The sequence below is a fragment of the Xanthobacter sp. ZOL 2024 genome, from assembly GCF_052932325.1.
This window is the reverse complement of record NZ_CM128808.1, coordinates 3340203-3362898: the sequence shown is the minus strand read 5'-3', so window position 1 is coordinate 3362898 and position 22696 is coordinate 3340203. Positions and strand designations below refer to the sequence as shown.

General features: G+C 66.7%; 22 protein-coding genes. 9 read left to right on the top strand and 13 right to left on the bottom strand.

Annotated elements, in window-relative coordinates; all coding sequences use genetic code 11:
• Nucleotides 1-31: 31 nt before the first annotated feature.
• The 5 genes from ACU4E7_RS15380 to ACU4E7_RS15360 form a co-directional block, all read right to left on the bottom strand.
• A complete protein-coding gene (locus ACU4E7_RS15380; protein WP_238121879.1) occupies nt 32-1120 on the bottom strand; it encodes a TRAP transporter substrate-binding protein in 1089 nt (362 codons plus the stop codon).
• A gap of 148 nt (nt 1121-1268) precedes the next feature.
• Entirely contained in the window at nt 1269-3173 is a 1905-nt protein-coding gene (locus ACU4E7_RS15375) for a TRAP transporter large permease (RefSeq protein ID WP_447019349.1), read from the bottom strand.
• A 49-nt stretch (nt 3174-3222) separates the two neighbouring features.
• Nucleotides 3223-3831 carry a TRAP transporter small permease subunit gene (locus ACU4E7_RS15370; protein ID WP_447019348.1) on the bottom strand — a complete coding sequence of 203 codons (609 nt, stop codon included), beginning with the start codon at nt 3829-3831 and terminating at the stop codon, nt 3223-3225.
• A gap of 52 nt (nt 3832-3883) precedes the next feature.
• On the bottom strand, nt 3884-4522 hold the full coding sequence (maiA, locus tag ACU4E7_RS15365; protein ID WP_238121875.1) for a maleylacetoacetate isomerase: 639 nt from the start codon (nt 4520-4522) through the stop codon (nt 3884-3886).
• A gap of 81 nt (nt 4523-4603) precedes the next feature.
• On the bottom strand, nt 4604-4975 hold the full coding sequence (locus ACU4E7_RS15360) for a hypothetical protein (protein WP_238121874.1): 372 nt from the start codon (nt 4973-4975) through the stop codon (nt 4604-4606).
• 249 nt (nt 4976-5224) lie between these two features.
• Here ACU4E7_RS15360 and ACU4E7_RS15355 point away from each other — a divergent pair, with 249 nt between their 5' ends.
• Complete coding sequence (locus ACU4E7_RS15355; protein ID WP_447019347.1) at nt 5225-6601, top strand: amidase family protein; 1377 nt, start codon at nt 5225-5227, stop codon at nt 6599-6601.
• A gap of 225 nt (nt 6602-6826) precedes the next feature.
• Here ACU4E7_RS15355 and ybaL read toward each other — a convergent pair whose 3' ends face one another.
• The 6 genes from ybaL to ACU4E7_RS15325 all read right to left on the bottom strand — a co-directional run bounded on the left by ybaL (nt 6827) and on the right by ACU4E7_RS15325 (nt 12897).
• A complete protein-coding gene (gene ybaL / locus ACU4E7_RS15350) occupies nt 6827-8659 on the bottom strand; it encodes a YbaL family putative K(+) efflux transporter (RefSeq protein ID WP_447019346.1) in 1833 nt (610 codons plus the stop codon).
• A 249-nt stretch (nt 8660-8908) separates the two neighbouring features.
• Complete coding sequence (leuD, locus tag ACU4E7_RS15345; protein WP_238121871.1) at nt 8909-9514, bottom strand: 3-isopropylmalate dehydratase small subunit; 606 nt, start codon at nt 9512-9514, stop codon at nt 8909-8911.
• Nucleotides 9515-9594: 80 nt separating this feature from the next.
• Nucleotides 9595-10149 (bottom strand): cytochrome b, encoded by a 555-nt coding sequence (locus ACU4E7_RS15340; protein WP_238121870.1) that lies wholly within the window; start codon nt 10147-10149, stop codon nt 9595-9597.
• 68 nt (nt 10150-10217) lie between these two features.
• On the bottom strand, nt 10218-10670 hold the full coding sequence (locus ACU4E7_RS15335) for a metallopeptidase family protein (protein ID WP_447019345.1): 453 nt from the start codon (nt 10668-10670) through the stop codon (nt 10218-10220).
• Between the two features lie 488 nt (nt 10671-11158).
• Nucleotides 11159-12586, bottom strand: coding sequence for a 3-isopropylmalate dehydratase large subunit (gene leuC, locus ACU4E7_RS15330; RefSeq protein ID WP_238121867.1), 1428 nt, complete (start codon nt 12584-12586; stop codon nt 11159-11161).
• Between the two features lie 89 nt (nt 12587-12675).
• Nucleotides 12676-12897: a hypothetical protein gene (locus ACU4E7_RS15325; protein WP_238121866.1), complete on the bottom strand. Its 222-nt coding sequence runs from the start codon at nt 12895-12897 to the stop codon at nt 12676-12678.
• A gap of 95 nt (nt 12898-12992) precedes the next feature.
• Between ACU4E7_RS15325 and ACU4E7_RS15320 the strand changes: the two genes are divergently transcribed.
• Nucleotides 12993-13709: an MgtC/SapB family protein gene (locus tag ACU4E7_RS15320; protein WP_447019344.1), complete on the top strand. Its 717-nt coding sequence runs from the start codon at nt 12993-12995 to the stop codon at nt 13707-13709.
• Nucleotides 13710-13753: 44 nt separating this feature from the next.
• Here ACU4E7_RS15320 and ACU4E7_RS15315 read toward each other — a convergent pair whose 3' ends face one another.
• A complete protein-coding gene (locus tag ACU4E7_RS15315) occupies nt 13754-14575 on the bottom strand; it encodes a TrmH family RNA methyltransferase (RefSeq protein ID WP_447019343.1) in 822 nt (273 codons plus the stop codon).
• A 330-nt stretch (nt 14576-14905) separates the two neighbouring features.
• Here ACU4E7_RS15315 and ACU4E7_RS15310 point away from each other — a divergent pair, with 330 nt between their 5' ends.
• The 3 genes from ACU4E7_RS15310 (at nt 14906) to ACU4E7_RS15300 (ending at nt 18012) form a co-directional block, all read left to right on the top strand.
• Nucleotides 14906-16033, top strand: a complete 1128-nt coding sequence (locus ACU4E7_RS15310) for an OpgC family protein (protein WP_447019342.1) — start codon at nt 14906-14908, stop codon at nt 16031-16033.
• Between the two features lie 53 nt (nt 16034-16086).
• Nucleotides 16087-16728, top strand: a complete 642-nt coding sequence (locus ACU4E7_RS15305) for a hypothetical protein (protein WP_447019341.1) — start codon at nt 16087-16089, stop codon at nt 16726-16728.
• 78 nt (nt 16729-16806) lie between these two features.
• On the top strand, nt 16807-18012 hold the full coding sequence (locus ACU4E7_RS15300) for a DNA methyltransferase (protein WP_447019340.1): 1206 nt from the start codon (nt 16807-16809) through the stop codon (nt 18010-18012).
• Between the two features lie 15 nt (nt 18013-18027).
• Here ACU4E7_RS15300 and mutY read toward each other — a convergent pair whose 3' ends face one another.
• Nucleotides 18028-19140 (bottom strand): A/G-specific adenine glycosylase, encoded by a 1113-nt coding sequence (gene mutY / locus ACU4E7_RS15295; RefSeq protein ID WP_447019339.1) that lies wholly within the window; start codon nt 19138-19140, stop codon nt 18028-18030.
• Nucleotides 19141-19249: 109 nt separating this feature from the next.
• Between mutY and ACU4E7_RS15290 the strand changes: the two genes are divergently transcribed.
• From ACU4E7_RS15290 to ACU4E7_RS15275, 4 genes are all read left to right on the top strand, one after another.
• The gene (locus ACU4E7_RS15290; protein ID WP_238121860.1) at nt 19250-19756 is read left to right on the top strand and encodes a DUF721 domain-containing protein; all 507 of its coding nucleotides are present in this window, start codon (nt 19250-19252) and stop codon (nt 19754-19756) included.
• A 214-nt stretch (nt 19757-19970) separates the two neighbouring features.
• Nucleotides 19971-20630 (top strand): DsbA family protein, encoded by a 660-nt coding sequence (locus tag ACU4E7_RS15285; protein WP_447019338.1) that lies wholly within the window; start codon nt 19971-19973, stop codon nt 20628-20630.
• 124 nt (nt 20631-20754) lie between these two features.
• Entirely contained in the window at nt 20755-21249 is a 495-nt protein-coding gene (locus tag ACU4E7_RS15280) for a DUF6790 family protein (RefSeq protein WP_238121858.1), read from the top strand.
• A gap of 84 nt (nt 21250-21333) precedes the next feature.
• The gene (locus ACU4E7_RS15275) at nt 21334-22686 is read left to right on the top strand and encodes an ABC1 kinase family protein (protein ID WP_238121856.1); all 1353 of its coding nucleotides are present in this window, start codon (nt 21334-21336) and stop codon (nt 22684-22686) included.
• The last annotated feature ends 10 nt before the right edge of the window (nt 22687-22696 follow it).

Here is a 22696-nt window from a genome sequence, read left to right as displayed (position 1 = left end):
CTCTCAGACTTTGCGCTCGCGGCCACTGGCCTCACGGCCACTTGGGCGCGGAGAAGCGGAAGGTGTCGAGACGATAATCGGCGACACGCATCCAAGCGTTGGATTCGTTCAGGAAGGTCTTCCAGGGCTCGTAGATCTTCTTGAACTCGGGGTTGGAGGCCGCGATTTCGAGGAAGGTCTCGGTGGTGGCCTTGTAGACCGCCTCCATCACCGGCTGCGGGAACGCCCGCAGTTCCACGCCCGCCGCCAGAAGGCGACGCAAGGCGGCCGGGTTCTTGTTGTCGTAATCGGCGAGCATCATCTGGTTCTGCTCGGTGGCCGCCACCTCATAGGCCGCCTTGTAGGTGGGCGGCAGAGCGTCCCAGGCTTCCTTGTTCACCAGCGACGTGATCTGCGACGAACCTTCCCACCAGCCGGGGGTGTAATAGAATTTGGCCACCTTGTAGAGGCCGAGCTTTTCGTCGTCATGGGGGCCCACCCACTCCGCCGCGTCGATGGTGCCGCGCTCCAGCGAGGGATAGATGTCGCCCGGCGCGATCTGCTGCGGCACCAGGCCGAGCTTGCTCATGATGCGGCCACCGAGGCCGGCGATGCGCATCTTGAGGCCCTTGAGGTCCTCGACGCTGGTGATCTCCTTGCGATACCAGCCGCCCATCTGCACGCCATTATTGCCGCAGGGGAAGGTGACCATGTTCTCCTTGCCGAACAGCTCCTGGATGAGCGCCCGGCCACCGCCGAAGAAATACCAGGCGGTCTGCTGGCGGGCATTGGTGCCGAAGGCGAGGCCGCCGTCGAAGGCATAGGCGGGGTTCTTGCCGGTGAAGAAGGAGGTGAGGGTGTGGCTGCACTCCACCGTCTTGTTCTTGGTGGCATCGAACACCTGCAGCGCGCCGACGATCTCGCCGGCCGCGAACGGCGTGACCTCGAACTTGCCGCCGGTGAGCTCGCCGATGCGCTTGCACATGGCTTCGGCCGAGCCATACATGGTGTCGATGCTCTTCGGCCACGACGTGGCCATGCGCCACTTGATGCTGGGCTCGCTCTGGGCGATGGCGGGAGCCGCCACCACCGTGGCAGCGGAACCGGCGGCCACGGTGGTCAGGAATTGACGTCGCTTCATCTGAATCCCTCTCGATGGTCTTGTCGCGCGGCCGTTCAAGGCCTTGTTGTGGAAGGCAAGGTTTTATCTTTGGCGCCGTGCGTGCGGCGCCTGTTGTTGGCCGCCAAGGCGGCAGAAACTCTTGAGGTTCGGCGCGCGCCGTCCATGGTCAGAACCCCGCGCCCGGTTTCGGCAGCCCGCCGGCGTCGGGCATGCCGAACGGATCGTTCTTGGCTCCGCCGCCCAGGCTCGCCGGGCCGTCGAGAGCATCGAGCTGGCGCTGGGCGGCGGCCGGATCCACCGTCGAGGCCGCGCTCTTGTAGTGCATGACCAGCGAGGGAAAGAGCACCACCACGCCCACCATCAGAAGCTGGACGATGACGAAGGGAATGGCGCCCCAATAGATCTGCGCGGAGGTCACCGGCTCCATGCGCCGGCGGGTGACCTTGTCGAGATACGGCACCTTCGGCGCCACCGAGCGCAGGTAGAACAGCGCGAAACCGAACGGCGGATGCATGTAGGACGTCTGCATGTTCACGCCCAGGATCACCCCCAGCCAGATCAGATCGATGCCCATCTTCTCGGCGGCCGGCGCGATCAGCGGAATGATGATGAAGGCGAGCTCAAAGAAATCCAGGAAGAAGGCCAGGAAGAAGATGAGCGTGTTGATGAACAGCAGGAAGCCGACCTGCCCACCCGGCAGGCTGGTGAGGAGATGCTCCACCCACAGATGGCCGTTGATGCCGTAGAAGGTGAGCGAGAACACCCGCGCGCCGAGCACGATGAAGATGGCGAAGGCGGAGAGCTTCGCCGTGGCCTGGGTCGCATGGGTCAGGATGGAAAGACTGAAGCGCTTCGGATTGTTCTCCAGCCGCCGCTTCAACGCCGCCAGCACGATGGCACCCACCGCGCCCATGGCGCCGCCCTCGGTCGGCGTCGCCACGCCGATGAAGATGGTGCCGAGCACCAGGAAGATCAGCAGCAGCGGGGGCACCATCACGAAGGTGATCTGCTCCGCCAGCCGCGACACCAGCCGCACCCCGGTGAAGCGCTCCACCACGCCCACCACGAACGCATAGACTGCGCCGGCCCCGACCACATCCGCCAGCACCTGCAGGGTGGCATGCCCGCTCTGGCCCGCCAGCACGTAAAGCCCCACCAGAACCGCCGTCAGCGCCGCCGAAAGGCCGATGTGCCGCGCCCCGAGGAAGCGGTTGAGCAACGCGCAGACCAGCGCCACCACGGTGCCCGCGCAGATGGAGAGGATGACGAAATCGGCACCCGCCTTCACCCCCGTCTGCTTCATGATGGCGACGGCCACCACGCCCGAGAACAGGGCCAGCAGCCCCACCTGCCAGGAACCCCGGGCCCCCGACGGCTCGCGATTGGTGATCGCTTCCGGCGGCAGGCCGGGCGCCATTTTCGGGAAGATCAGGGTCACCAGGAAGACGAACAGCGCATAGATGCCGGTGAGCACCAGGCCGGGCAGGAAGGCGCCCTCATACATGTCACCCACGGAGCGGCCCAGCTGGTCCGCCATCACGATCAGCACCAGCGAGGGTGGAATGATCTGCGCCAGCGTGCCCGAGGCGGCGATGACGCCGGAGGCCAGACGCCGGTCATAGCCATAACGCAGCATGATGGGCAGGGAGATGAGGCCCATGGAGATCACCGAGGCGGCCACCACGCCGGTGGTCGCCGCGAGCAGCGCACCCACGAAGATCACCGCATAGGCCAGGCCACCACGCACCGTGCCGAACAGCTGCCCCACCGTTTCCAGCAGGTCTTCCGCCATGCCAGAGCGCTCGAGGATGAGCCCCATGAAGGTGAAGAAGGGGATGGCCAGCAGCACTTCATTCGACATGGTGCCGAACATGCGATCCGGCAGCGCCTGCAGCAGCGGCCACGACAGCGTGATGCTGTCGGATGCATAGGGCGACAGCTCCACCGCGATGACGAAGAAGAGCAGGCCATTGGCCGCCAGCGCGAACGCGACCGGATACCCGAGCAGCATGAAGACGACGAGCGTCGCAAACATGATCGGCGCAAGATTTTGGGCAATGAACTCGATCATTGGGGGCGGGCCTGAACATCAAAAAGAGAAATGGGCAGCGACGTCACACTCACGGGCGCAATCCTCCCTCGCTGACCCGCGGATCCACTTCCGCCAGCTCATGCAACAGGCGCTCGGCCTCGTTCTCGTGCAGATCGGGCTGCCCCCCATCGGGCAGATCGCCCCGCATGATGGCGACGCGCTTGATGAGTTCGCTGATGCCCTGCAGCAGCATCAGCGCGAAGCCGAGAAGAATGATGAATTTGGCCGGCCACAGGATGAGCCCGCCGGCATTGGGAGAAAACTCACCGGATGCGAGGGAGTCTGTCACATAGGGCAGCGACAGCCACACCATCACGCCGCAAAACACGAGAAGAAAGAAGATGATGCACAAGATCTCGACGATATTGGCGACCCGCCGACTGAACTTGCTTGCGACGATGTCGATGCGAATATGCTCGTTGAGCTGCAGGGTCCATGGCGCGCACAGCATGAAGACCACGCCGAACAGATACCATTGCAGCTCCAGCCAGGCGTTGGAGGAGACCCCGAACAGCTTCCGCACCACCGCATTCACCGAGGAGACGATGACGGCGACAAAGATCGCCCAGCACGCCACGCGCCCGACCCAGGCATTGGTCGCGTCAATCACCCGAGACGCTTTCAGCAACCCTTCCATCACGGACTCCCTTGAGGGCTCGGGATAAACAAATAATAATAATTATTCTAAACTAGAATGCGTCCGCCTGATACTTCGGCTGCGTACTCTCGAAGCACGGAAGCGCCATGCAATTCTCGAAAATCTCGCCAATTTTCTTGAAGCCAGAGACGTCGCAATGAAATCTATTGGCGTTGAACACCTGCGGCACCAGACAAACATCCGCGAGGGTCGGCGCGTCGCCGAACACGAACCGACCAGCCATGCCCCGCGCCGCCAAGGTGGCTTCAAGACCCTGAAAACCTTCCCCGATCCAGTGGCCATACCACTCGTTGCGCTCCGCCTCCGAGAGCCCCCAGCGATGACCGAGATACTTCAGCACCCGTACGTTATTCAGAGGATGAATATCGCAACAGATGATCTGGCTGACGGCGCGGACGTAAGCCCGCTCCCGCGCCCCCTGTGGCAGCAACGAGGGCTGCGGATAGGCCTCATCCAGGTATTCCATGGTCGCCATTGACTGGGTGAAGACCCCGTCGCCATCGACCAGCGCGGGCACAAGACCTTCCGGATTACGCTCCAGATATGCCGGCAACTTGTGCTCCATCTTCGGCAGGCTGACGAAATGGGGCACATAATCGAGCCCCTTGAACGCCAAAGCGATGCGCAACCGGTAGGACGCGGAAGACCGGAAAAAACCGTACAGTTCCATCAGCCAGCTCTAAAAGATCCAGGAAAGGGAAAAGGCATTGGGCCAGCGGCATGGGAGGGGAGCACACCCCTCCCGCCCCGCTCAGGCCTCGGCGGCCTTGTTCAGGATCTCTTCCGGCGTGGAGGACACGACCTGCGCATAGCGCGGAATGAACTTGCCCCCCACGATGTGCCGGATGAACGACGGCTTGATCTCCTCCGCCAGAACCTTGCGGATCCGCGCGTGTTCCTCGATGTCGGACCACTCGGCGATCAAATAGAAGCGCAGCGGATCTTCAGTATCCCGCAACAGAACACCGTCCTTCACCTGCGCCCACGATTTGTGCATGGGATTGCCTTCGGAATAGTCGAAGGCCTCGAATTCGCGAATGAATTCCTCTTCCACACCGGGCGCGATCCGGAAATCATAAATGTGGAAATAGTTGCCCTTCTTGGCGAGCGGCTCCTGCGCCATGCCCGTCCTCCTCATTGGCGTATGATGACACCGCCCCGCGGCGGAGATCATTTAATAGAGGTACACTGAACATTTTTCCTGTCAATGCGCCAAATCAAAAGTCTCAAAAATGCTAAAACAATGTGCAAAATGGCCAATCTATACGCATAGATGTGCCGCAGACTTAGCCTCCGAACCGGCATAATACACCGTACACTGATCAATTAGGGTGGCGAAGAAAGCCACCGATGAGGCGCGCAGGAGAGGATCGTGTCGCACAGCAAAGAACACTTCCAACCCGCCGAAGACCCGGCGGGTGGCGATATCGCGGCGCTGCAGGCCGCCTTCCGCTCCGGTACCCTCGCCCCGAGTGCGCGTCTCAACCGATGCCTTGCCGCCGCCCGCAGCACCCCGGCGACCTTCATCACTTTGATGGAAGAGCGAGCCCGCGCGGAGGCCGCCGCCAGCGACGCCCGACATGCCGACGGGAAGCCGCGCGGGCCCCTGGATGGCATCGTCGTCAGCTATAAGGACATCATCGACTGCGCCGGCACGCGCACCACCGCGGGCTCCCCGCTTGGCGCCGAGCGCCAGCCGGCAGCGGCCGACGCCCCCATAGTGAGCGCGCTCACGGATGCCGGCGCCATCGCCATCGGCAAGACCAATCTCGCCGAATTCGCCTTTTCGGTGCTGGGTGTGAACCCGCACTTCGGCACGCCGGACAATCCCCGGCACCCTGGCCATGTGCCCGGCGGCTCCTCCAGCGGGGCGGCGGTGGCCATCGCCCGCGGCGCCTGCACCATCGCCGTCGGCTCCGACACCTCGGGCTCGATCCGCGTGCCGGCCGCCTTCTGTGGTCTGGCGGGCTTCAAGCCCTCCCCCGGCCGCTATCCCATGGCGGGGGTCTTTCCCCTCGCCCCGTCGCTGGACACCCTGGGCTTCCTGGCACGTCGTGCCCGCGACATCGCCCTGGTGGACGAAGTGCTGGCCGGCGATGCAGGACGAATAACCTCCCGCGCGGCGGGCCGCGACCTGTCACGATGGCCCATCATCGTGCCTGAAGGCGTCCTCACCGAGGACCTGGAGGCCCCTGTCGCCGCGGCTTTCGAGATCGCCCTGCAGCGGATCGCGGCCGCCGGCGGCCGCATCGAGCGGCGGCCGGTTCCCGCCATCGAAGCGGCGCAGATGACCTTGAGCCAGCACGGGGCGATGGTGGGATTCGAGGCGGTGAAGGTGCATGCCGCGCTGCTGGCCGCCCCCGCCCGCCTGGCCCGTATCGATCCCAACGTGCGCCAGCGGCTGCAACAGGCAGCACGACGCCCGGCCGAGGATTATGCGGCACTGGTGACGCAGCGCGCCCGGCTCGCCGCGGACCTCGCCGCCGATATCGGCGAGGCGATCCTCGTGTGCCCCACAGTGCCGCATCTGGCGCCGGAATGTGCGCCGCTGCTGTCGGATCCCGCGCGCTTCGCGGCCGTCAACCTGCGGACCCTGCGCAACACCATGCTCGGCAGCTACCTGCGCCTGCCCGGCCTGGCGCTGCCGGCCGGCCCGGCGAGCCTGCTGGCCAGCGCCGCCGAAGGTCATGATGAGCGGCTGCTGGCCATCGGGCCGGCGCTGGAAGCCGCGCTGGCGCCCCTTGAATGAGGGCTGATGAGTCTCGATCACTCAACGCGGGGAAACGGAGGGCATCCCAAGTCCGTCGAGATTCAAGAGAGATGGGTCGTCACGATACGGCCCATCGCCTCACCGCCTCCTGCCCCCGCCGGGGGCGCCCTCCAAGCCGAAATGGGCGTGGGGCCATGCGGCCCCATGAGGAACACGCGGGCAACGCGGCACGAGCGGAGCGGCGGGCGCCGACGATCGAGGCCCCTAGGCGTCCGCGACCGTGTCGGAACGCTGTGCGTCAGGCGCCGCGCCGGCGGCCTCGGGCGCGGTTTCCGGGCCGGCTTCCGCCACGGCGGATCGCGCCTCCGGCGGCGGAGTCGGGCCGGCGGCCGTGGGGGCGGCCTCCTCCTCTTCCTTCAGCACATGGCCCAGCATGCCGCGCGCCACTTCCCGCTCGCCCATGATGATGAAATTGGCGCCGGTCTGCCGCAGGCGATCCACTTCCGCATCCGTGTGGGCACGGGCGATGATCTCGATCTGCGGATTGACCGCCCGCGCCTTCTTCAGCACCCCACTGGCCTCGAAGCCATCGGGAATGGCGAGGATGAGGCGCTTCGCCCCCTCCACATTGGCGGCGGTGATGGCCGCGGGTGAAGCGGCATTGGCGTCGATGACCTCGAAACCGCTGGCCCGCAGTTCCTCCACACGGTCCTCCTGATCCTCGATCACCAGCAACGGCAGGCCGGCGGCCTTGAGCCCATCGGCCACCAGCCTGCCGACACGCCCGTAACCGACGATCACCGTGTGGTCGCTCTTCTCGGTCACCGGCAGGGTGGGCACAGGCACGGGCTCCGCTGGCTGGTCCGCAGCCTTGGCGGCCTTGGCCGCCACCTTGGTGCGAAAGCGGTCCAGGATGAGAAAAAAGAACGGATTGGCGACAATGGAGAAAATGGCCGCCGCCAGAATGAGGTCGCGCCCTTCCTTGGGCAGCAATTCGAGGCTCACCCCCAGGGCCACGAGGATGAACGAAAACTCGCCGATCTGCGCAAGCGACGCGGAGATGGTGAAAGCGGTGAGCTTGGAATAGCCGAACACCCGCACCAGCAGATAGGCCGCAAGCGACTTGCCCACCAGCACGATCGCCAGGGTGGCCAGCAGCGGCAAAGGATTGGTGAGGATGATGGTGGGATCCACCAGCATGCCCACCGAGACGAAGAACAGCACCGCAAAGGCATCGCGCAGCGGCAGCGTCTCCTCGGCGGCGCGATGGGACAGTGGCGACTCGCTCAGCACCATGCCGGCGAAGAACGCCCCCAGCGCGAACGACACCCCGAACAGCTTGGCCGAGCCGAACGCCACCCCGAGCGCGATGGCCAGCACCGCCAGCCGGAACAGTTCGCGCGAGCCCACATGGGCCACCCAGTGCATGACCAGGGGAATCACCCGCCGCCCAATCACCAGCATGAAGATAACGAAGCCCGCGACCTTGCCCAGGGTGACGCCGAGGGTGGTCCACACATCCATGGGTCCGAACCATGCGCCGGCCGCGCCCACCTCCACCGACTTGCCGCCGAGCGCGCCAGATACCGCCGGCAGCAGCACCAGCGCGAGCACCATGGCGAGGTCCTCGACGATGAGCCAGCCCACCGCGATCCGGCCCTGCTCGCTCTCGATCATGCGCCGTTCCTGCAGCGCGCGCAGCAGCACCACCGTACTCGCCACCGACAGCGCGAGGCCGAACACGATGCCGCCGCCCAGGCTCCAGCCCATGGCATAGGCAAGGCCCATGCCCATCAAGGTGGCCACGCCGATCTGCAGCACGGCCCCGGGCACCGCGATGGCCTTCACCGAAAGCAGATCACGCAGCGAGAAATGCAGGCCCACGCCGAACATGAGCAGGATGATGCCCACCTCCGCCAGTTCCACCGCGATGTGCTGGTCGGCAACGAAGCCGGGCGTGAAGGGACCGGCCATGACGCCAGCCAGAAGATAGCCCACCAGCGGCGACAGGCGCAGCCGCTGGGCCAGCGCGCCGAAGACGAAAGCCAGAACGAAAGCCCCGACGAGGGTCGCGATCAGCGGCGTATCGTGGGGCAAGCATCACCTCCGGCAGAAATGGATTGAATCAACACGGCACCACACGCACCCGTGCGCGGCGACGCCATCATGAATGGAATGATCAAAGATTAGGGAAATGAGAAGGCGGGTCCAGCATTTCCATGCGGGAGGGCGCTATGGTCGCAGGGGATTACCACCCCTGCGACCAGGCCAGCATGCAAAAGGGGACGCCGCCGGCGTCCCCTGAAACACCGCACACATGTGCGGGAACCCTTCAAACGGCGTCCGTCACAGCCAGGGCTGCTCGACCGCCTTGGTGGTCTCGTAGCTGTCGATGGCCGGAGCCTTCTCCAGGGTGAGGCCGATGTCGTCCAGCCCCTCCAGCAGGCAGCGCTTGCGGAACGGATCGATCTCGAAATGGATCGTGCCGCCGTCGGGCCCGCGGATCTCCTGGGCGGCAAGGTCGACGGTCAAGGTGGCGTTGGCGCCGCGCTCGGCATCCTCGAACAGCTTCTCCAGCTCCTCCTTGGACACCACGATGGGCAGGATGCCGTTCTTGAAGCAGTTGTTGTAGAAAATGTCCGCGAACGAGGTGGAGATCACGCAGCGGATGCCGAAATCCATGAGCGCCCAGGGGGCATGCTCACGGGACGAGCCGCAGCCGAAATTGTCGCCCGCCACCAGAACCTTCGCCTTGCGATACGCGGGCTGGTTGAGAACGAAATCCGGGTTCTCCGAGCCATCTTCCTTGTAGCGCATTTCCGAGAACAGGCCGGTGCCCAGGCCGGTGCGCTTGATGGTCTTCAGATACTGCTTGGGGATGATCATGTCGGTATCGACATTGACCAGCTTCAGCGGCGCGGCCACGCCTTCCAGAACGGTGAACTTATCCATGACACGATGAGCTTTCGATGGTGTGAGCCATAAGGAGACCGGCCGGCAGCCGCCCGGCTCCGATGAAAAAATCCGTCCCTTCAGCCGCAGCGTTCGGGGAGCATGCGCTTCAGCACATCATCCTTGAACACCACATGATGCACCACCGCCGCCGCAGCATGCAGCAGCGCCAGCAGCACCAATGCGTTGGCCAGGGTTTCGTGCACCTCCTTCACGGTGCCCGCCAGGTCGCGGTTGACCGCAATCGGCGAGGGAATGGTGAACAGGGAAAAGAACGACACGGTGCCGCCCCGCAGGAAGGTCAGGTAGATGCCCACCAGCGGCGTGGCGATCAGCAGCAGATAAAGCAGCCCATGGGCGCTGGCCGAGGCGATCGCCACCGGCCGGCTGATCTGGTGCGAGGGACCGGGCACGCGCCCGAGCACGCGCACCGGGATGCGCACGGCCAGAAAGGCGATCAGCAGCAGCCCCACCGAGATATGGGTCCACCAGATCCACGCCCGTTCCGGCGTGCCGCGCGCGAAAAAGCCCTCCAGATAGGTCACGCCATAAACCACCACCACCGCCAGCACGGTGAGCCAGTGCAGGGCGCGCAGGGTGGGCGGGTAGCGGGTCAGCGTCGGATCGACAGACATCGGAAGCTCCATTTCTTTGGAGTTATTCTAATAATATGCCCCGCAGCGGACCAGGGCCTCCCGGCCGGTCAGTCGGCCTCCGCCTCCAGAGCTTCCATATCGGCGTCGGACAGGCCGAAATGGTGGCCGATCTCGTGCACCAGGACATGGCTCACCAGGTCACCCAGGGTCTCCTCATGCTCCGCCCAATAATCGAGAATGGGCCGGCGATAGAGGAACACCATGTTCGGCATCTGCCCGGTCTGGGCGAGCGCGCCACCCTGTGCTCGGCCGATCCCTTGGAACAGGCCCAGCAGATCGAACTCGCTGTCCAGCTGCATGGCGTCCAGCACCTCGTCGGTCGGGAAATCCTCTACCGCGATCACCACGTCGGCGCACAGCGCCCGAAAGCTCTCGGGCAACCGCGCGAGGGCCGCGGCGGCCAGCTCCTCCAGGTCCGCGAGCCCGGGCGCGACGCGATCCCGCCAGGGGTTGGCGGCGGGCGCCAGCGGTGTCACGCCTGACGGCGCCTGATCCGACATGAGCTGCTCCCGGCGGGTGGCCCCGCCTGTCTTGCGCCCGCAGATTCGGGGCTGGTGTGTGGATCCAGCGCCCGCCCCATTCGCCCGTCGCACCGCGCGCCTCACGACGGCGTGAGGCCGATGAACGGTTTCTGAACGGAGATCTTAAGAGGCGTTCAGCTGGACTTGGTTAAGGAACTCTTAATCGCCTTCCGTCGTTGAACAGACAGAAAGCGACAAGGGAGAGTGACCATGCTTCGCAAGATTGCGGTCACCGGTGCGCTGGTGACCATCCTTGGAATCGCTGCGTTTTTCGCGCCCCACGAGGCCAACGCCACGATCATCTCGGGCGCTGGCGCGCTTCCCTTCTAAGGGCGCTGGATCGCGCGGGGCTTTTGCGCCCCGCATGATCACGCTGTTGTGACGGCGCCGACCGCCGTGAACTCTGGCGCGTCACCCACGTGCCACAGGCGGGCGCGGACGCCCGCCTGAGAGACGCCTGCCGAAGATCAGCCGGCCTTCGGGAACGACCGCACGTCCACAAAGTGACCGGCGATGGCCGCGGCAGCCGCCATGGCCGGCGACACCAGGTGGGTGCGCCCCTTGAAGCCCTGGCGCCCCTCGAAATTCCGGTTCGAGGTGGACGCGCAGCGCTCCTCCGGCTTCAGCCGGTCGGCATTCATGGCCAGGCACATGGAACAGCCGGGCTCGCGCCATTCAAAGCCGGCGGCGGTGAAGATCTTGTCGAGACCCTCGGCCTCCGCCTGTTCCTTCACCAGGCCCGAGCCGGGAACCACCATGGCCGACACCTTCGGATTGACCTGATGGCCGGCCACCACCGCCGCGGCCGCGCGCATGTCCTCGATGCGGCCGTTGGTGCAGGAGCCGATGAACACCCGATCGATGCCGATATCGGTGATCTTGGTGCCGGCGGTGAGCCCCATATAGGCCAGCGCCCGCTTCTTGGCGGCCCGCTTCACCTCGTCGGCGATCAGCTCCGGATCAGGCACCAGACCTTCCACGGAGATCACGTCCTCGGGGCTGGTGCCCCACGACACGATGGGCGGCAGAGCCGCGCCATCGAGGCGGATCTCGCTGTCGAAATGGGCGCCCTCATCGCTCTTCAAGGTCTGCCAGTAGGCGACCGCCTTCTCCCAATCGGCGCCGGTCGGGGCCTTCGGGCGACCCATGAGATAGGCGAACGCCTTTTCATCCGGCGCCACCAGGCCGGCGCGGGCGCCGCCTTCGATGGTCATGTTGCAGACCGTCATGCGCCCTTCCATGGACAGGTCGCGGATGACGTCGCCGGCATATTCGATGACATAGCCGGTGCCACCGGCGGTGCCGATGGTGCCGATGATGGCGAGCACCACATCCTTCGCGCCCACGCCTTCGGGAAGCTTCCCGTCGACGGTGACACGCATGTTCTTCGCCTTCTTCTGGATCAGCGTCTGGGTGGCGAGCACATGCTCCACCTCCGAGGTGCCGATCCCGTGGGCGAGTGCGCCGAACGCGCCGTGGGTCGAGGTGTGGCTGTCACCGCACACAATGGTGGTGCCGGGCAGGGTAAAACCCTGCTCGGGGCCCACCACATGCACCACGCCCTGGCGCTTGTCGAAGCCGTCGTAATACTCGATGCCGAATTCCTTGGTGTTCTCGGCCAGCGCGGCGATCTGCGCGACACTCTCCGGATCGGGATTCGGCAGGGTGCGGTCGGTGGTGGGCACGTTGTGGTCGACCACGGCCAGGGTCTTGGCCGGCGCGCGCACCGGGCGACCGGCCATGCGCAGCCCCTCGAACGCCTGCGGGCTCGTCACTTCATGCACCAGATGGCGGTCGATATAGAGCAGGCAGGTGCCATCCTCCTGGCGCGCCACCACGTGGTCGTCGAAGATCTTGTCGTAGAGGGTGCGGGGGCTGCCGGCGGGTGCGGTCATGGATGTATCCTCAAAGGCTTGAGCCGAGTGGAAGGCCGGCGCACGAAAGGGCGCCGGTCCGCATGCGAAGAACGGAGAAGGGACGCGCGTCAGCGCGCGAGCACGGCCGAGGCGGCGGTGGTGAAGCGGCCGAAGAACCGGCCCGGCAGGCGCACATGATCGGGCACCGCCGCGAATTCCATGGTGGTGCGCGCGAACGGCCCGGCGGCGCAGAAAGCGGCCCGGCTGACATTCGCGGATATGGCGCACACGTGGAGCATGGCGGGTTTGTAGCAGTTCCATGCTGTGTCGACAATCATGCGCTGCGACATGTTCCTGTCATGCTTTGCCGCGACACGGGAGCGTTGCCGGCGCATCCTCAACCGGATCAGACCGTCGGATTCGGGACCAGGCTGGGGACCAAACGGTGCAGTTCATCGCCAATTTCGACCTGCAGAACTTTCTCGACACCATCGTCAGCCTGGGCGCAGCCTTCATCTTTGGAACCCTGATCGGCGCCGAGCGGCAGTATCGCCAACGCACGGCGGGCCTGCGCACCAACGTGCTGGTGGCGGTGGGGGCGGCCGCATTCACCGATCTCGCCGCGCGCGTGGGATCCTCGCAGGATGCCATGCGGGTGGTCGCCAACGTAGTCACCGGCGTCGGCTTCCTCGGCGCCGGTGTGATCATGAAGGAAGGGCTCAACGTGCGTGGCCTGAACACGGCGGCGACCCTCTGGTGCTCGGCGGCGGTGGGCGCCTGCACCGGCGCCGACATGCTGGGCGAGGCCTTCCTCATCACCTTCATCGTCATCGCCGGCAACACCCTGCTGCGCCCCCTCGCCGCCGTCATCGACCGCATCCCCATCGACGAGCGCAGCTCGGAAGTGAGCTATGAGGTGCGCGTCTCCACCGATGCCGCCGCGGTCTCCTCCGTCCGCGATCAGGTCACCGAGGTACTGGACGCCGCCAAATATCCCGCCGGCGATGTGGAAACCGAGACCCAGGCCGATGGCGGCGTCGACATCATCGCCAAGCTGGTCAGCACGGCCGTCAACCGCGCCGAGCTCGACGCGGTGGTGGAGGCGCTGGAGCGCCTGCCGCGGGTCACCCACGCCACGTGGGAAAGCTCCACCCAGGACTGAGCCGGAAGGCGCGCCGCGATCGCCCCCACCGGAGGCGCCGAACCTCACCCCTGCGTCAGATGGTGCAGCACGATGCCGGAGGTGGTGGCCACGTTGAGGCTGTCGAACCCCGGCGCCATGGGAATGGCCACCGTGCGCGCCCGCGCCAGCACGGTCTCCGGCAGGCCCGGCCCCTCGGTTCCGAACAGCGCTGCCACACGAGGCGGACGCACCAGCCGCGACAAGGGCTCACGCCCGGCCGGCGACAAGGCGACAACGTCGACATCCGCCGCCTCCAGTGCCGCCATCATGGCCGAGAGCGAGCCCATGCGCGCGAACGGCACGATCAGGCTCGCCCCCACCGAGACCCGGATCGCCTTGCGGTAGAGCGGATCACAACTGGCCGCATCGAGCAGCACCAGATCGGCGCCAAAGCCCGCCGCATTGCGGAAGATGCCGCCCATATTGTCGTGATTGGTGATGCCGGCCACCGCCACCACCAGGGCGCGCGGCCCCAGCGCGGCAAGCTGCTCTTCCACGTCCGGGACCGCCCGCGCGACACCGAGAGCGAGAATGCCGCGATGGATGGGAAAGCCCACCACCTGGTCCATCACCGCCTGCGTCGCCACATAAACGGGCACCGGCGCCGGGACGGTCGCGATGAGATCGGCAAGGCGCGCCGCCTGCGATTCCGACAGCAGCAAGGACGAGATGCGATGGCCGAGGGGCGTCGCCCCTTCCCGGTCGAGGCGCGGCACCAAAAGGCGCAGCACCACCTCGCCTTCCAGCATGAACCGCCCCTGCCGGCCCACCAGATCCCGCTCACGCACGGCGCGATAATCGGCGATCCGGGGGTCATCGGCATCGGTTACGGAAAACATCATCATCGCGCCGCAGGAGTTCGCAAAACTTGGAGCGCGTAGCATCCGGCGAGGCCTGCGGTCTACCCGCACCATGCAGGGCTCCGTGCCCTGCCCTCGCGCAGCTCCGGCAGCCTTCACGAAAAGCGGCCAAGACCGGCGCAATGAGAAGATCTGGCCTCGTGGCAACGGCCGGAGCGCCCGGCGCGTGCACCGACGCCGCAAGGCGTGCACAAGCATGTCGACGCCACGCGGCGTTCACAATCTGGCCTCCAGAGGGGCCTAACCTCCGCGTCGGATGGAAAGGGGCCGCCACCGCGCAGCGGGCGGTGCTCAGGCAGGGACGGAGAGGCGGGGATGGGCAGTGACGACAGGCGAATCGTCAGCGTCGATTTCTGGCGCGGCTTCGCCTTGCTGACGATCTTCATCAACCACGTGCCCGGCCACCTGCTGGGCCGCTACACCTTTCGGAACTTCGGGGTCTCCGACGCGGCCGAGTTGTTCGTCCTGCTGGCGGGCGTGTCCGCGGCCTTCGCCTATGTGCGCCCATTCACGCCCGGTGCGCGGATGCGCGTGACCGCGCGCATCTGGACCCGCGCCTTCAACCTCTATGCCGCCCATCTGGCGCTGCTGCTGGTGGCGGTGGCGGTCATCGGCGGCTTCGTGGTGCAGACGGGGGATACGCGCGTCCTCACCTGGTACCATCTGGACCTCATCACCGAGGCACCACTGGAATCGCTGGTGGGGATCGCGCTGCTCACCTTCCAGCCGGCCTATCTCAACATCCTGCCTCTTTATGTGAGCCTGCTGCTGTTGGCGCCGCTGCTGGTGGCTCTCACCCGCCGCAGTATCGCCCTCGGCCTTTCGGTGTCCCTCGCCCTGTATCTGGTGACGCAATTCGCCCACCTCGGACCACCGGTCTGGCCCGGCGCCGGCCGCTGGTCCTTCAATCCCCTGGCGTGGCAGCTTCTGTTCACCTGCGGCCTTGCCATCGGCGTGATGATCGACAGGGGCGGGGTGCGGATTGCCCATCGCGCCCTCGACGTCATTGCCACGTCTTACCTCCTGGCGACGCTCGTCTGGGCGCAACTGTCGTTTCCCGCGTCGCTGGAAGTCTGGCCCCTGCCCGCCTTCGTCTGGGATTTCGACAAGACCAATCTCGCTCTGCCCCGTCTGCTGCACGTGCTGGCCCTTGCTTACTGCGTGGCGCGCCTGCCGGTGGAACGGTGGCTGCGCGCCAGCGCCGCGAGCGCGCCACTCACGGTCATCGGCCGCCACGCGCTGCCGGTGTTCTGCCTGGGCACGGTCCTGAGCCTTGGGGCGCAAGTGTTGCGACCGCAATTCGATGGCGCCGTGTCATTCGACCTGTTAATCGTTTTCGTCGGCTTCTTTCTCCAGTGGCTGCTCGCATGGGTGCTCGAATGGCAGCAGGCCGGGCGCACGGTGGATACGTCAGCGGCGGCGCGGCTGGCACCGCGCGCCTGATGGGTCTCGTCTGCGCCATTCTTCTGGGCTTTGCCGGCCCTGGGCAGGCGGACATGTCCCGTGCCTGCCGGGTGCCGGAGATCCTGCTCACCTTCGACAGCGACCTGAAGCGCACCGAGCGCCTGGTGGACCGTTCCCAGCCGGTGCGGATCCTCCTGGTGGGCCCGCAGCCCGATCGCCTTGCCATGTCGCAGAAGAAGCGCAGCCGCCTGGAAGTGGAGTTGCGCCGGCGGCTGCCGGACATCGACTTCACCATCATCGAGGAAGGCCCCCAGGCGGGCCTCGCCAGCGAGGCGTTCCAGCGCATGCGCACGGCCATCGAGCAGGTGGAGCCGGATCTCGTGATCTGGCAGGTGGGCACCGGCGATGCCCTGGCTGCCACCCAGCCGGAAGACTTCGCCCAGACCCTGGAGCAGGCCGCGGACTTCCTGAAAGGGCGCGACATCGACCTGGTGCTGATCGACCCGCCGTTCGTCCCCAACGTTCCGCACGAAAAGCTATACGGTCGCATCGTCGATCAGATCGACACCCTCTCCGATCAAGAGAAGATGAACGTGGTGCAGCAGTATGCGGCCACCAGCTATCTCCTCGCCCATCCCACCGCCGGCCAGCAGGAGCCGCCGCTGGATCAGAAGGGGCGCTTGTGCATGCCGGAGCTGGTGGCGGAAGCCATCGTCCGCGCGGTGACGCGGTAAGGCCAGCCCCCTTCACCCCCCCTTAACCCGTTGCCGCCACACTGCCCTTCGTGAGTGAGCGTTGCGTAGGGTTGCGTCATGCGTAGTGTGATCAAGGGGGCGCCCGAACGGGCGGTGAGCCGGTCTGACGAGCGCGCCGAGAGGTTCGCGGCGTCCCCCTTGACCACAACGGATACCCCGCGCCTGCCGCTGAACCAGGTGCTGGTGGGCGACAGTATTCACGAGCTGTCGAAGCTGCCGGCCCATAGCGTCGATCTCGTCTTCGCCGATCCGCCCTACAATCTCCAGCTGGGCGGCGAGCTCAAGCGGCCGGACGAGAGCCGGGTGGATGCGGTGGACGACGCCTGGGACCAGTTCGAGAGCTTCGCCGCCTATGATTCCTTCACCCGCGCCTGGCTGCTGGCGGCGCGGCGTGCGCTGAAGCCGGACGGCACTTTGTTCGTCATCGGCTCCTATCACAACATCTTCCGCGTCGGCGCGCTGATGCAGGATCTGGGCTTCTGGATCCTCAACGACATCATCTGGCGCAAGGCCAATCCCATGCCCAATTTCCGGGGCCGGCGCTTCACCAATGCCCATGAAACCCTGATCTGGGCGGCGCGCAGCCCCCAATCCAAATATACCTTCAATTACGAGGCGTTGAAGGGCGGCAACGAGGATGTGCAGGTGCGCTCCGACTGGCTGTTCCCCCTGTGTACCGGGCAGGAGCGGCTGAAGGACAAAAAGGGTCGCAAGCTGCATCCCACCCAGAAGCCGGAAGCGCTGCTGGCCCGTGTTCTGCTCTCCGCCACCAAGCCCGGCGACGTGGTGGTGGACCCCTTCTTCGGCTCCGGCACCACCGGCGCGGTGGCCAAGCGCCTGCGCCGCTCGTTCATCGGTATCGAGCGTGAAGAGGCCTATGCCGAGGCCGCCCGAGCCCGCATCGACGCGGTGGAGCCTCTGGCCGAGGAGGTGCTGATTGCGCCGCCGAGCGCCCGCGAAGCACCTCGGGTCGCCTTTTCCGCCCTGGTGGAGCGCGGCTTCGTCACGCCCGGATCGGAGCTGACCGACGCCAAGGGCCGCTTCCGCGCCGTGGTGCGTGCCGATGGCACCATCGCCCTCGCCGGCGCCGAGCAGCCCCAGCCGGCCAAGGTCGGCTCCATCCACCGCATGGGCGCCCTCGCCCAGGGTGCCGAGGCTTGCAACGGCTGGACCTTCTGGCACGTGGAAGAGGCAGGCCGCCGCCATCCCATCGACGTGCTGCGCGCCCGGCTGCGGGCCGAGATGGGCATCGCCGCCGAATAGGTGCCCCTTTCCCACTCAGCCCGGCTTGCGCGGCGGGCGATCGGCCCGGCCGTGGGCCAGCACCTTGCGCATGAGCGAGGGCAGCGCCTCCGCCTCGAAATCCCGTGGCAAAACAAACCGTAAGCCCTTGGGCGCCACCGCGCCGGCGGGCAGGTCGGCCCGCCAGACGGTCATGTCCAGCGCGAAATGGGTGAAGACGTGCCGCACCACCCCCGGCAACGCCCGCCACTGCGCCGCCACCGGAGCCGCGCGGGCCGGATCGCCGGGAATGCTGCCAATGGAGGCCGACCAGGGCGTCGCGGGCACTTCCGTCATCTTGGCGAGCAGGCCTTTGTCCGGCCGGGTGCGCAGCAGCACCGCCCCATCCGCCCGCACCGCCAGGAAGGCGATGGCGGCACGCTCCGGCTTCGCCGCCTTCTTCGCCTTCACCGGAAACAGCTGCATGGTGCCCTCGGCCCGGGCCACGCATGGATCGTGGTAGGGACACAATGCACAGGCCGGACTCTTGGGGGTGCAGATGGTGGCGCCAAGATCCATCATCGCCTGGGCGTGGTCGCCGGGGCGGGCAACGGGCACCAGATCAGCCGCCAGCGCCTTGATGCGCGGCTTGGCCTTCGGCAGGGCCTCCTCCACCGCATAAAGCCGCGACACCACCCGCTCGATATTGCCATCCACCGGGCTCGCCGGCAGATCAAAGGCGATGGCGGCGATGGCCGCCGCCGTATAGGGCCCGATGCCCGGCAGATCGAGCAGCGCCGCCTCCTCGGCGGGGAAGCGCCCGCCATGGCGGGCCACCACCACCTGCGCGCAGGCGTGCAGATTGCGGGCGCGGGCGTAGTAGCCGAGGCCCGCCCAGGCGGAGAGCACCTCCTCCAGCGGCGCGGCGGCGAGATGCGACACTGTGGGCCAGCGGGTGAGGAAGGCGCCGAAATAGGGCACCACGGCCTTCACCGTGGTCTGCTGCAGCATGATTTCGGACAGGAAGACGTGGTAGGGATCCGCCCGCCGGCCCTTCTCGGCCCGCCACGGCAGGCGGCGGCGATGGGTGTCGTACCAGGCGAGCAGGGCTTGCGGGTCGGGCACGCGGAGCGGCCTTGTCCCGGTGGCGGCGGCGGACGAAGATGTCATGGGCGCACAGTGGCGTTCGCCGCGCCCAAGAGCAAGGCGGTGCCACCCCTGTGCGCAACCGCCCTTGCGGCATGCTTGTTGTCCTGAATTCGAGACCCCAGACCTACCGATGACCGAGACACCCCGCCGTTCCTTCCGCCCCAAGGGGGCCCGTCCGCTGGCGGATTTCGTGGCGCCCACCATCGCCGACGTGTGCGGCAAGGCGGGCTTCTCGGTGGTGGAGGTGGTGACCCATTGGGATGAGATCGTCGGCCCGGACCTCGGCCCCCGCAGCCTGCCCCTGAAGCTGCAATGGGCCCGTGGCCACGAGACCGAGCCGGCCACCCTGGTGGTGCGGGTGGAAGGCGCCTACGCCATCGAGATGCAATATGCGGCAGCCACCGTCATGGAACGCATCAACACCTATTTCGGCTGGCGCTGCGTCGGCCGAATCACCCTGCGCCAGGGCCCGGTGCCGCCCCGCCACAGCCGGCCGCCCGTGATGCCACCGCCGGAGCCGGACACCGTGCGCGCGGTGGAGCGGGAGATCGGCCCGTTCGAAAACGAGGCGCTCGGCGCCTCCCTGGCCAAGCTCGGCGCCCTGGTGCGCCGCGAGCGGCAAGGTTTCAAGCGTTAGGCTTCAAGCGTTGAGGGTTCGAGCGCTGGCGCTTCGTGCGCCGCGGTTGAAAAGCTGCGCCGTTGACCGAGCTGTGATCGGCCGGGGCTTTGCCGCCACACCCCGGACATGGTAGCGCGCTTGGGTCTGTGTCGGGCCCGGCTGCCAACGGGGCCGAGACACCCGCATTGTTCACGCCGGGACGGTCCTGTCCGGCGTTCCCATGGAGACGACCATGAGCCTCGATCGCCGCCGCGTCCTTGCCGGAGCCGGCGTTGCCGCCCTTCTCGCTGGTCTCGGCCTGCCGGCCTCCACCGGCGCCGCCCTCGCCCAGTCGGCCACCGAGGCCAAGGTGATGGCGCCGGCTGCCTCGCCCTTGCCCGCCAAGGTGCTCGGCAGCGATACCGCCCCTGTGACGGTGGTGGAATACGCCTCCATGACCTGCAGCCATTGTGCCGACTTCCACACCAAGACCTTCCCCGAGCTGAAGGCCAAATATGTGGACACCGGCAAGGTGCGCTTCGTTTTCCGTGAGTTCCCGTTCGATCCGGTGGCCACCGCCGCCTTCATGCTGGCCCGCTGCATGCCGGACGACAAATATTTCCCCATGGTCTCCTCTTTGTTCGAGACCCAGCGCAGCTGGGCCTACAGCAAGGATCCCGCCGCGGGCCTGCTGGCAGTGGCGCGTCAGGCCGGCATGAGCCAGGCGGACTTCGAGAAGTGCCTGTCCGACCAGGAACTGGCCAAGAAGGTGCAGGAGAGCGCCCGCTACGCCAATGCCGAGCTGGGCGTGAAGGCCACCCCCACCTTCTTCGTGAATGGCAAGGAAATGTCCGGCGCCATGAGCATCGCCGAATGGGACAAGCAGCTGGAGCCGCTCCTCGCCGCCAAGTGAGAACCTGCCGCCTGTCATTTGGAAACGGCCCGGCGCCCCGCGCCCGGGCCGTTTTCTTTGCGGGCGCTGGCGAGCGCCCAACCGATCTGCCACCCTGCACGAGGTTTTCCGAAGGGGCGGCGTCATGGTCTTCTGGGTTCCCATCCTCGCCTGGCTGGCGGCACTGATCTGCGCCGGGCTCGCCTTTTCCCGCGCTCCGGGCCCGCGCGGCCCGGGCCTGCTGGCCGACCAGCTGCTGCGCTACATCAATCTGTTTCCGGTCGGCCTCATGGGGCTTTGGGCGGCGCTCGGCCATATCGTGTTCCCGGCGCAGAGCGCCCAGTCCATCGGCTGGGCGACGAGCCCGTTCCAGTTCGAGGTCGGGGTCGCCAACCTCGGCATCGGCCTTGCCGGCGTCATCGCCGCCTTTGCCCGGGATTGGGGCTTCCGGGCGGCTGTGGCGGTGATGACCTGCGGCTTCCTGGGTGGGGCCGCCATCGGCCATCTGGTGCAGATCTCGGAAACCGGAAACCTCGCCGCCGGCAATGCCGGCCCCATTCTTTACACCGACATTCTCACCCCCCTGGCGCTGGTGGTACTGCTGGCCCTGCGCTGGCGCGGCGGGCCGGCAAGGGCGTGAATACGCCGCAGCGCAGCACGCCGCCCGGCCGGGGTGCTATAAGGGCAGCGACGGCGCTGCGGCGCTGAGCGAGGCGCGACCGCGATGGCTGATGACGAGAGAAACCGCTTCACCGCCCGGGCCGCCCGCTATGCGCGGGTGGGCGCCAATGTGGGGGGCGTGGCCGCCCGCATCGCCGGCAGCCGGCTGATCGGCCGCGGCGATCGTGGCGATGATGCCGCGGCCATTGCCGCCGCCCTCGGCGGGCTCAAGGGCCCGCTGATGAAGGTGGCGCAGCTCATGGCCACCGTGCCGGACCTGCTGCCGCCGGAATATGCCGCGGAGCTGCGGCGCCTGCAGGCCGATGCGCCACCCATGGGCTGGTCGTTCGTGAAGCGCCGCATGAGCGCCGAGCTCGGCCGCGACTGGGAAAAGCGCTTCGCCCGCTTCGAGCACCAGCCCTCCGCCGCCGCCTCCCTCGGCCAGGTGCACAAGGCGGTGACCCTCGACGGCGAAACTGTGGCCTGCAAGCTCCAGTATCCCGACATGCAGGCGGCGGTGGAAGCCGACCTCAACCAGCTGCAATTGCTGTTCTCCCTGCACCGGCGCATGGACAGCACCCTCGACACCCGGGAGATCGCCCGGGAGATCGGCGAACGGGTGCGCGAGGAGCTCGACTACCAGCGCGAAGCCCGCCATGCCGCTCTCTATGCGCTGATGCTGAAGGACGAGCCCCGTGTCCGCGTGCCCAGCGTGCGGGCCGACCTCTCCACCGGGCGGCTGCTCACCATGCAGTGGCTGGAGGGGCAGAAGATCCTGGACTTCACCCGCCACCCGCTGGACCAGCGCAACGCTTTGGCCGAAGCCCTGTTCACCGCATGGTGGCAGCCGTTCAGCCGGTTCGGGGTGATCCATGGCGACCCCCACCTGGGCAATTACACGGTCTTCACGGACGATCCCGGCCCGCCGCGCGGCATCAATCTGCTGGATTACGGCTGCATCCGCATCTTCCCGCCGCTGTTCGTCGCCGGCGTGGTGGATCTTTATCGCGGCCTCCAGACCGGCGATGAAGCGCGGGTGGTGCACGCTTATGAGACATGGGGCTTCAAGGGCCTCAATCGCGACCTGATCGCCGCCCTGAACATCTGGGCCCGCTTCATCTATGGCCCACTGTTGGACGACCGGGTCCGCACCATCGCCGATGGGGTGGCGCCGGGCCAATATGGCCGCAAGGAAGCCTTCAAGGTGCACCAGGAGCTGAAGCGCCTGGGGCCGGTGACCGTGCCGCGGGAGTTCGTGTTCATGGATCGGGCCGCGGTGGGGCTCGGCGCCGTGTTCCTGCACCTGCGGGCGCAGCTCAACTTCCATCGCCTGTTCGAGGCCGCTGTGGGAGATTTCGATGCCGGGCGGGTGGCGGTTCGGCAGATGGCGGCGCTGGCCGCCGTGGGCCTGCACTGAACGCGCGACG

Bases quoted from the DNA above. Each gene is read 5' to 3' on its own strand.
- ACU4E7_RS15375 (WP_447019349.1), bottom strand. From the start codon at position 3,173: ATGATCGAGTTCATTGCCCAAAATCTTGCGCCGATCATGTTTGCGACG.
- ACU4E7_RS15360 (WP_238121874.1), bottom strand. From the start codon at position 4,975: ATGGCGCAGGAGCCGCTCGCCAAGAAGGGCAACTATTTCCACATTTAT.
- ACU4E7_RS15370 (WP_447019348.1), bottom strand. From the start codon at position 3,831: ATGGAAGGGTTGCTGAAAGCGTCTCGGGTGATTGACGCGACCAATGCC.
- ACU4E7_RS15310 (WP_447019342.1), top strand. From the start codon at position 14,906: ATGGGCAGTGACGACAGGCGAATCGTCAGCGTCGATTTCTGGCGCGGC.
- ACU4E7_RS15280 (WP_238121858.1), top strand. From the start codon at position 20,755: ATGGTCTTCTGGGTTCCCATCCTCGCCTGGCTGGCGGCACTGATCTGC.
- leuC (WP_238121867.1), bottom strand. From the start codon at position 12,586: ATGACCGCACCCGCCGGCAGCCCCCGCACCCTCTACGACAAGATCTTC.
- ACU4E7_RS15290 (WP_238121860.1), top strand. From the start codon at position 19,250: ATGACCGAGACACCCCGCCGTTCCTTCCGCCCCAAGGGGGCCCGTCCG.
- ACU4E7_RS15305 (WP_447019341.1), top strand. From the start codon at position 16,087: ATGTCCCGTGCCTGCCGGGTGCCGGAGATCCTGCTCACCTTCGACAGC.
- leuD (WP_238121871.1), bottom strand. From the start codon at position 9,514: ATGGATAAGTTCACCGTTCTGGAAGGCGTGGCCGCGCCGCTGAAGCTG.
- ACU4E7_RS15285 (WP_447019338.1), top strand. From the start codon at position 19,971: ATGAGCCTCGATCGCCGCCGCGTCCTTGCCGGAGCCGGCGTTGCCGCC.
- ACU4E7_RS15340 (WP_238121870.1), bottom strand. From the start codon at position 10,149: ATGTCTGTCGATCCGACGCTGACCCGCTACCCGCCCACCCTGCGCGCC.
- ACU4E7_RS15315 (WP_447019343.1), bottom strand. From the start codon at position 14,575: ATGATGATGTTTTCCGTAACCGATGCCGATGACCCCCGGATCGCCGAT.
- ACU4E7_RS15300 (WP_447019340.1), top strand. From the start codon at position 16,807: ATGCGTAGTGTGATCAAGGGGGCGCCCGAACGGGCGGTGAGCCGGTCT.
- ACU4E7_RS15380 (WP_238121879.1), bottom strand. From the start codon at position 1,120: ATGAAGCGACGTCAATTCCTGACCACCGTGGCCGCCGGTTCCGCTGCC.
- mutY (WP_447019339.1), bottom strand. From the start codon at position 19,140: ATGACATCTTCGTCCGCCGCCGCCACCGGGACAAGGCCGCTCCGCGTG.
- ACU4E7_RS15325 (WP_238121866.1), bottom strand. From the start codon at position 12,897: ATGTCGCAGCGCATGATTGTCGACACAGCATGGAACTGCTACAAACCC.
- maiA (WP_238121875.1), bottom strand. From the start codon at position 4,522: ATGGAACTGTACGGTTTTTTCCGGTCTTCCGCGTCCTACCGGTTGCGC.
- ACU4E7_RS15335 (WP_447019345.1), bottom strand. From the start codon at position 10,670: ATGTCGGATCAGGCGCCGTCAGGCGTGACACCGCTGGCGCCCGCCGCC.
- ACU4E7_RS15275 (WP_238121856.1), top strand. From the start codon at position 21,334: ATGGCTGATGACGAGAGAAACCGCTTCACCGCCCGGGCCGCCCGCTAT.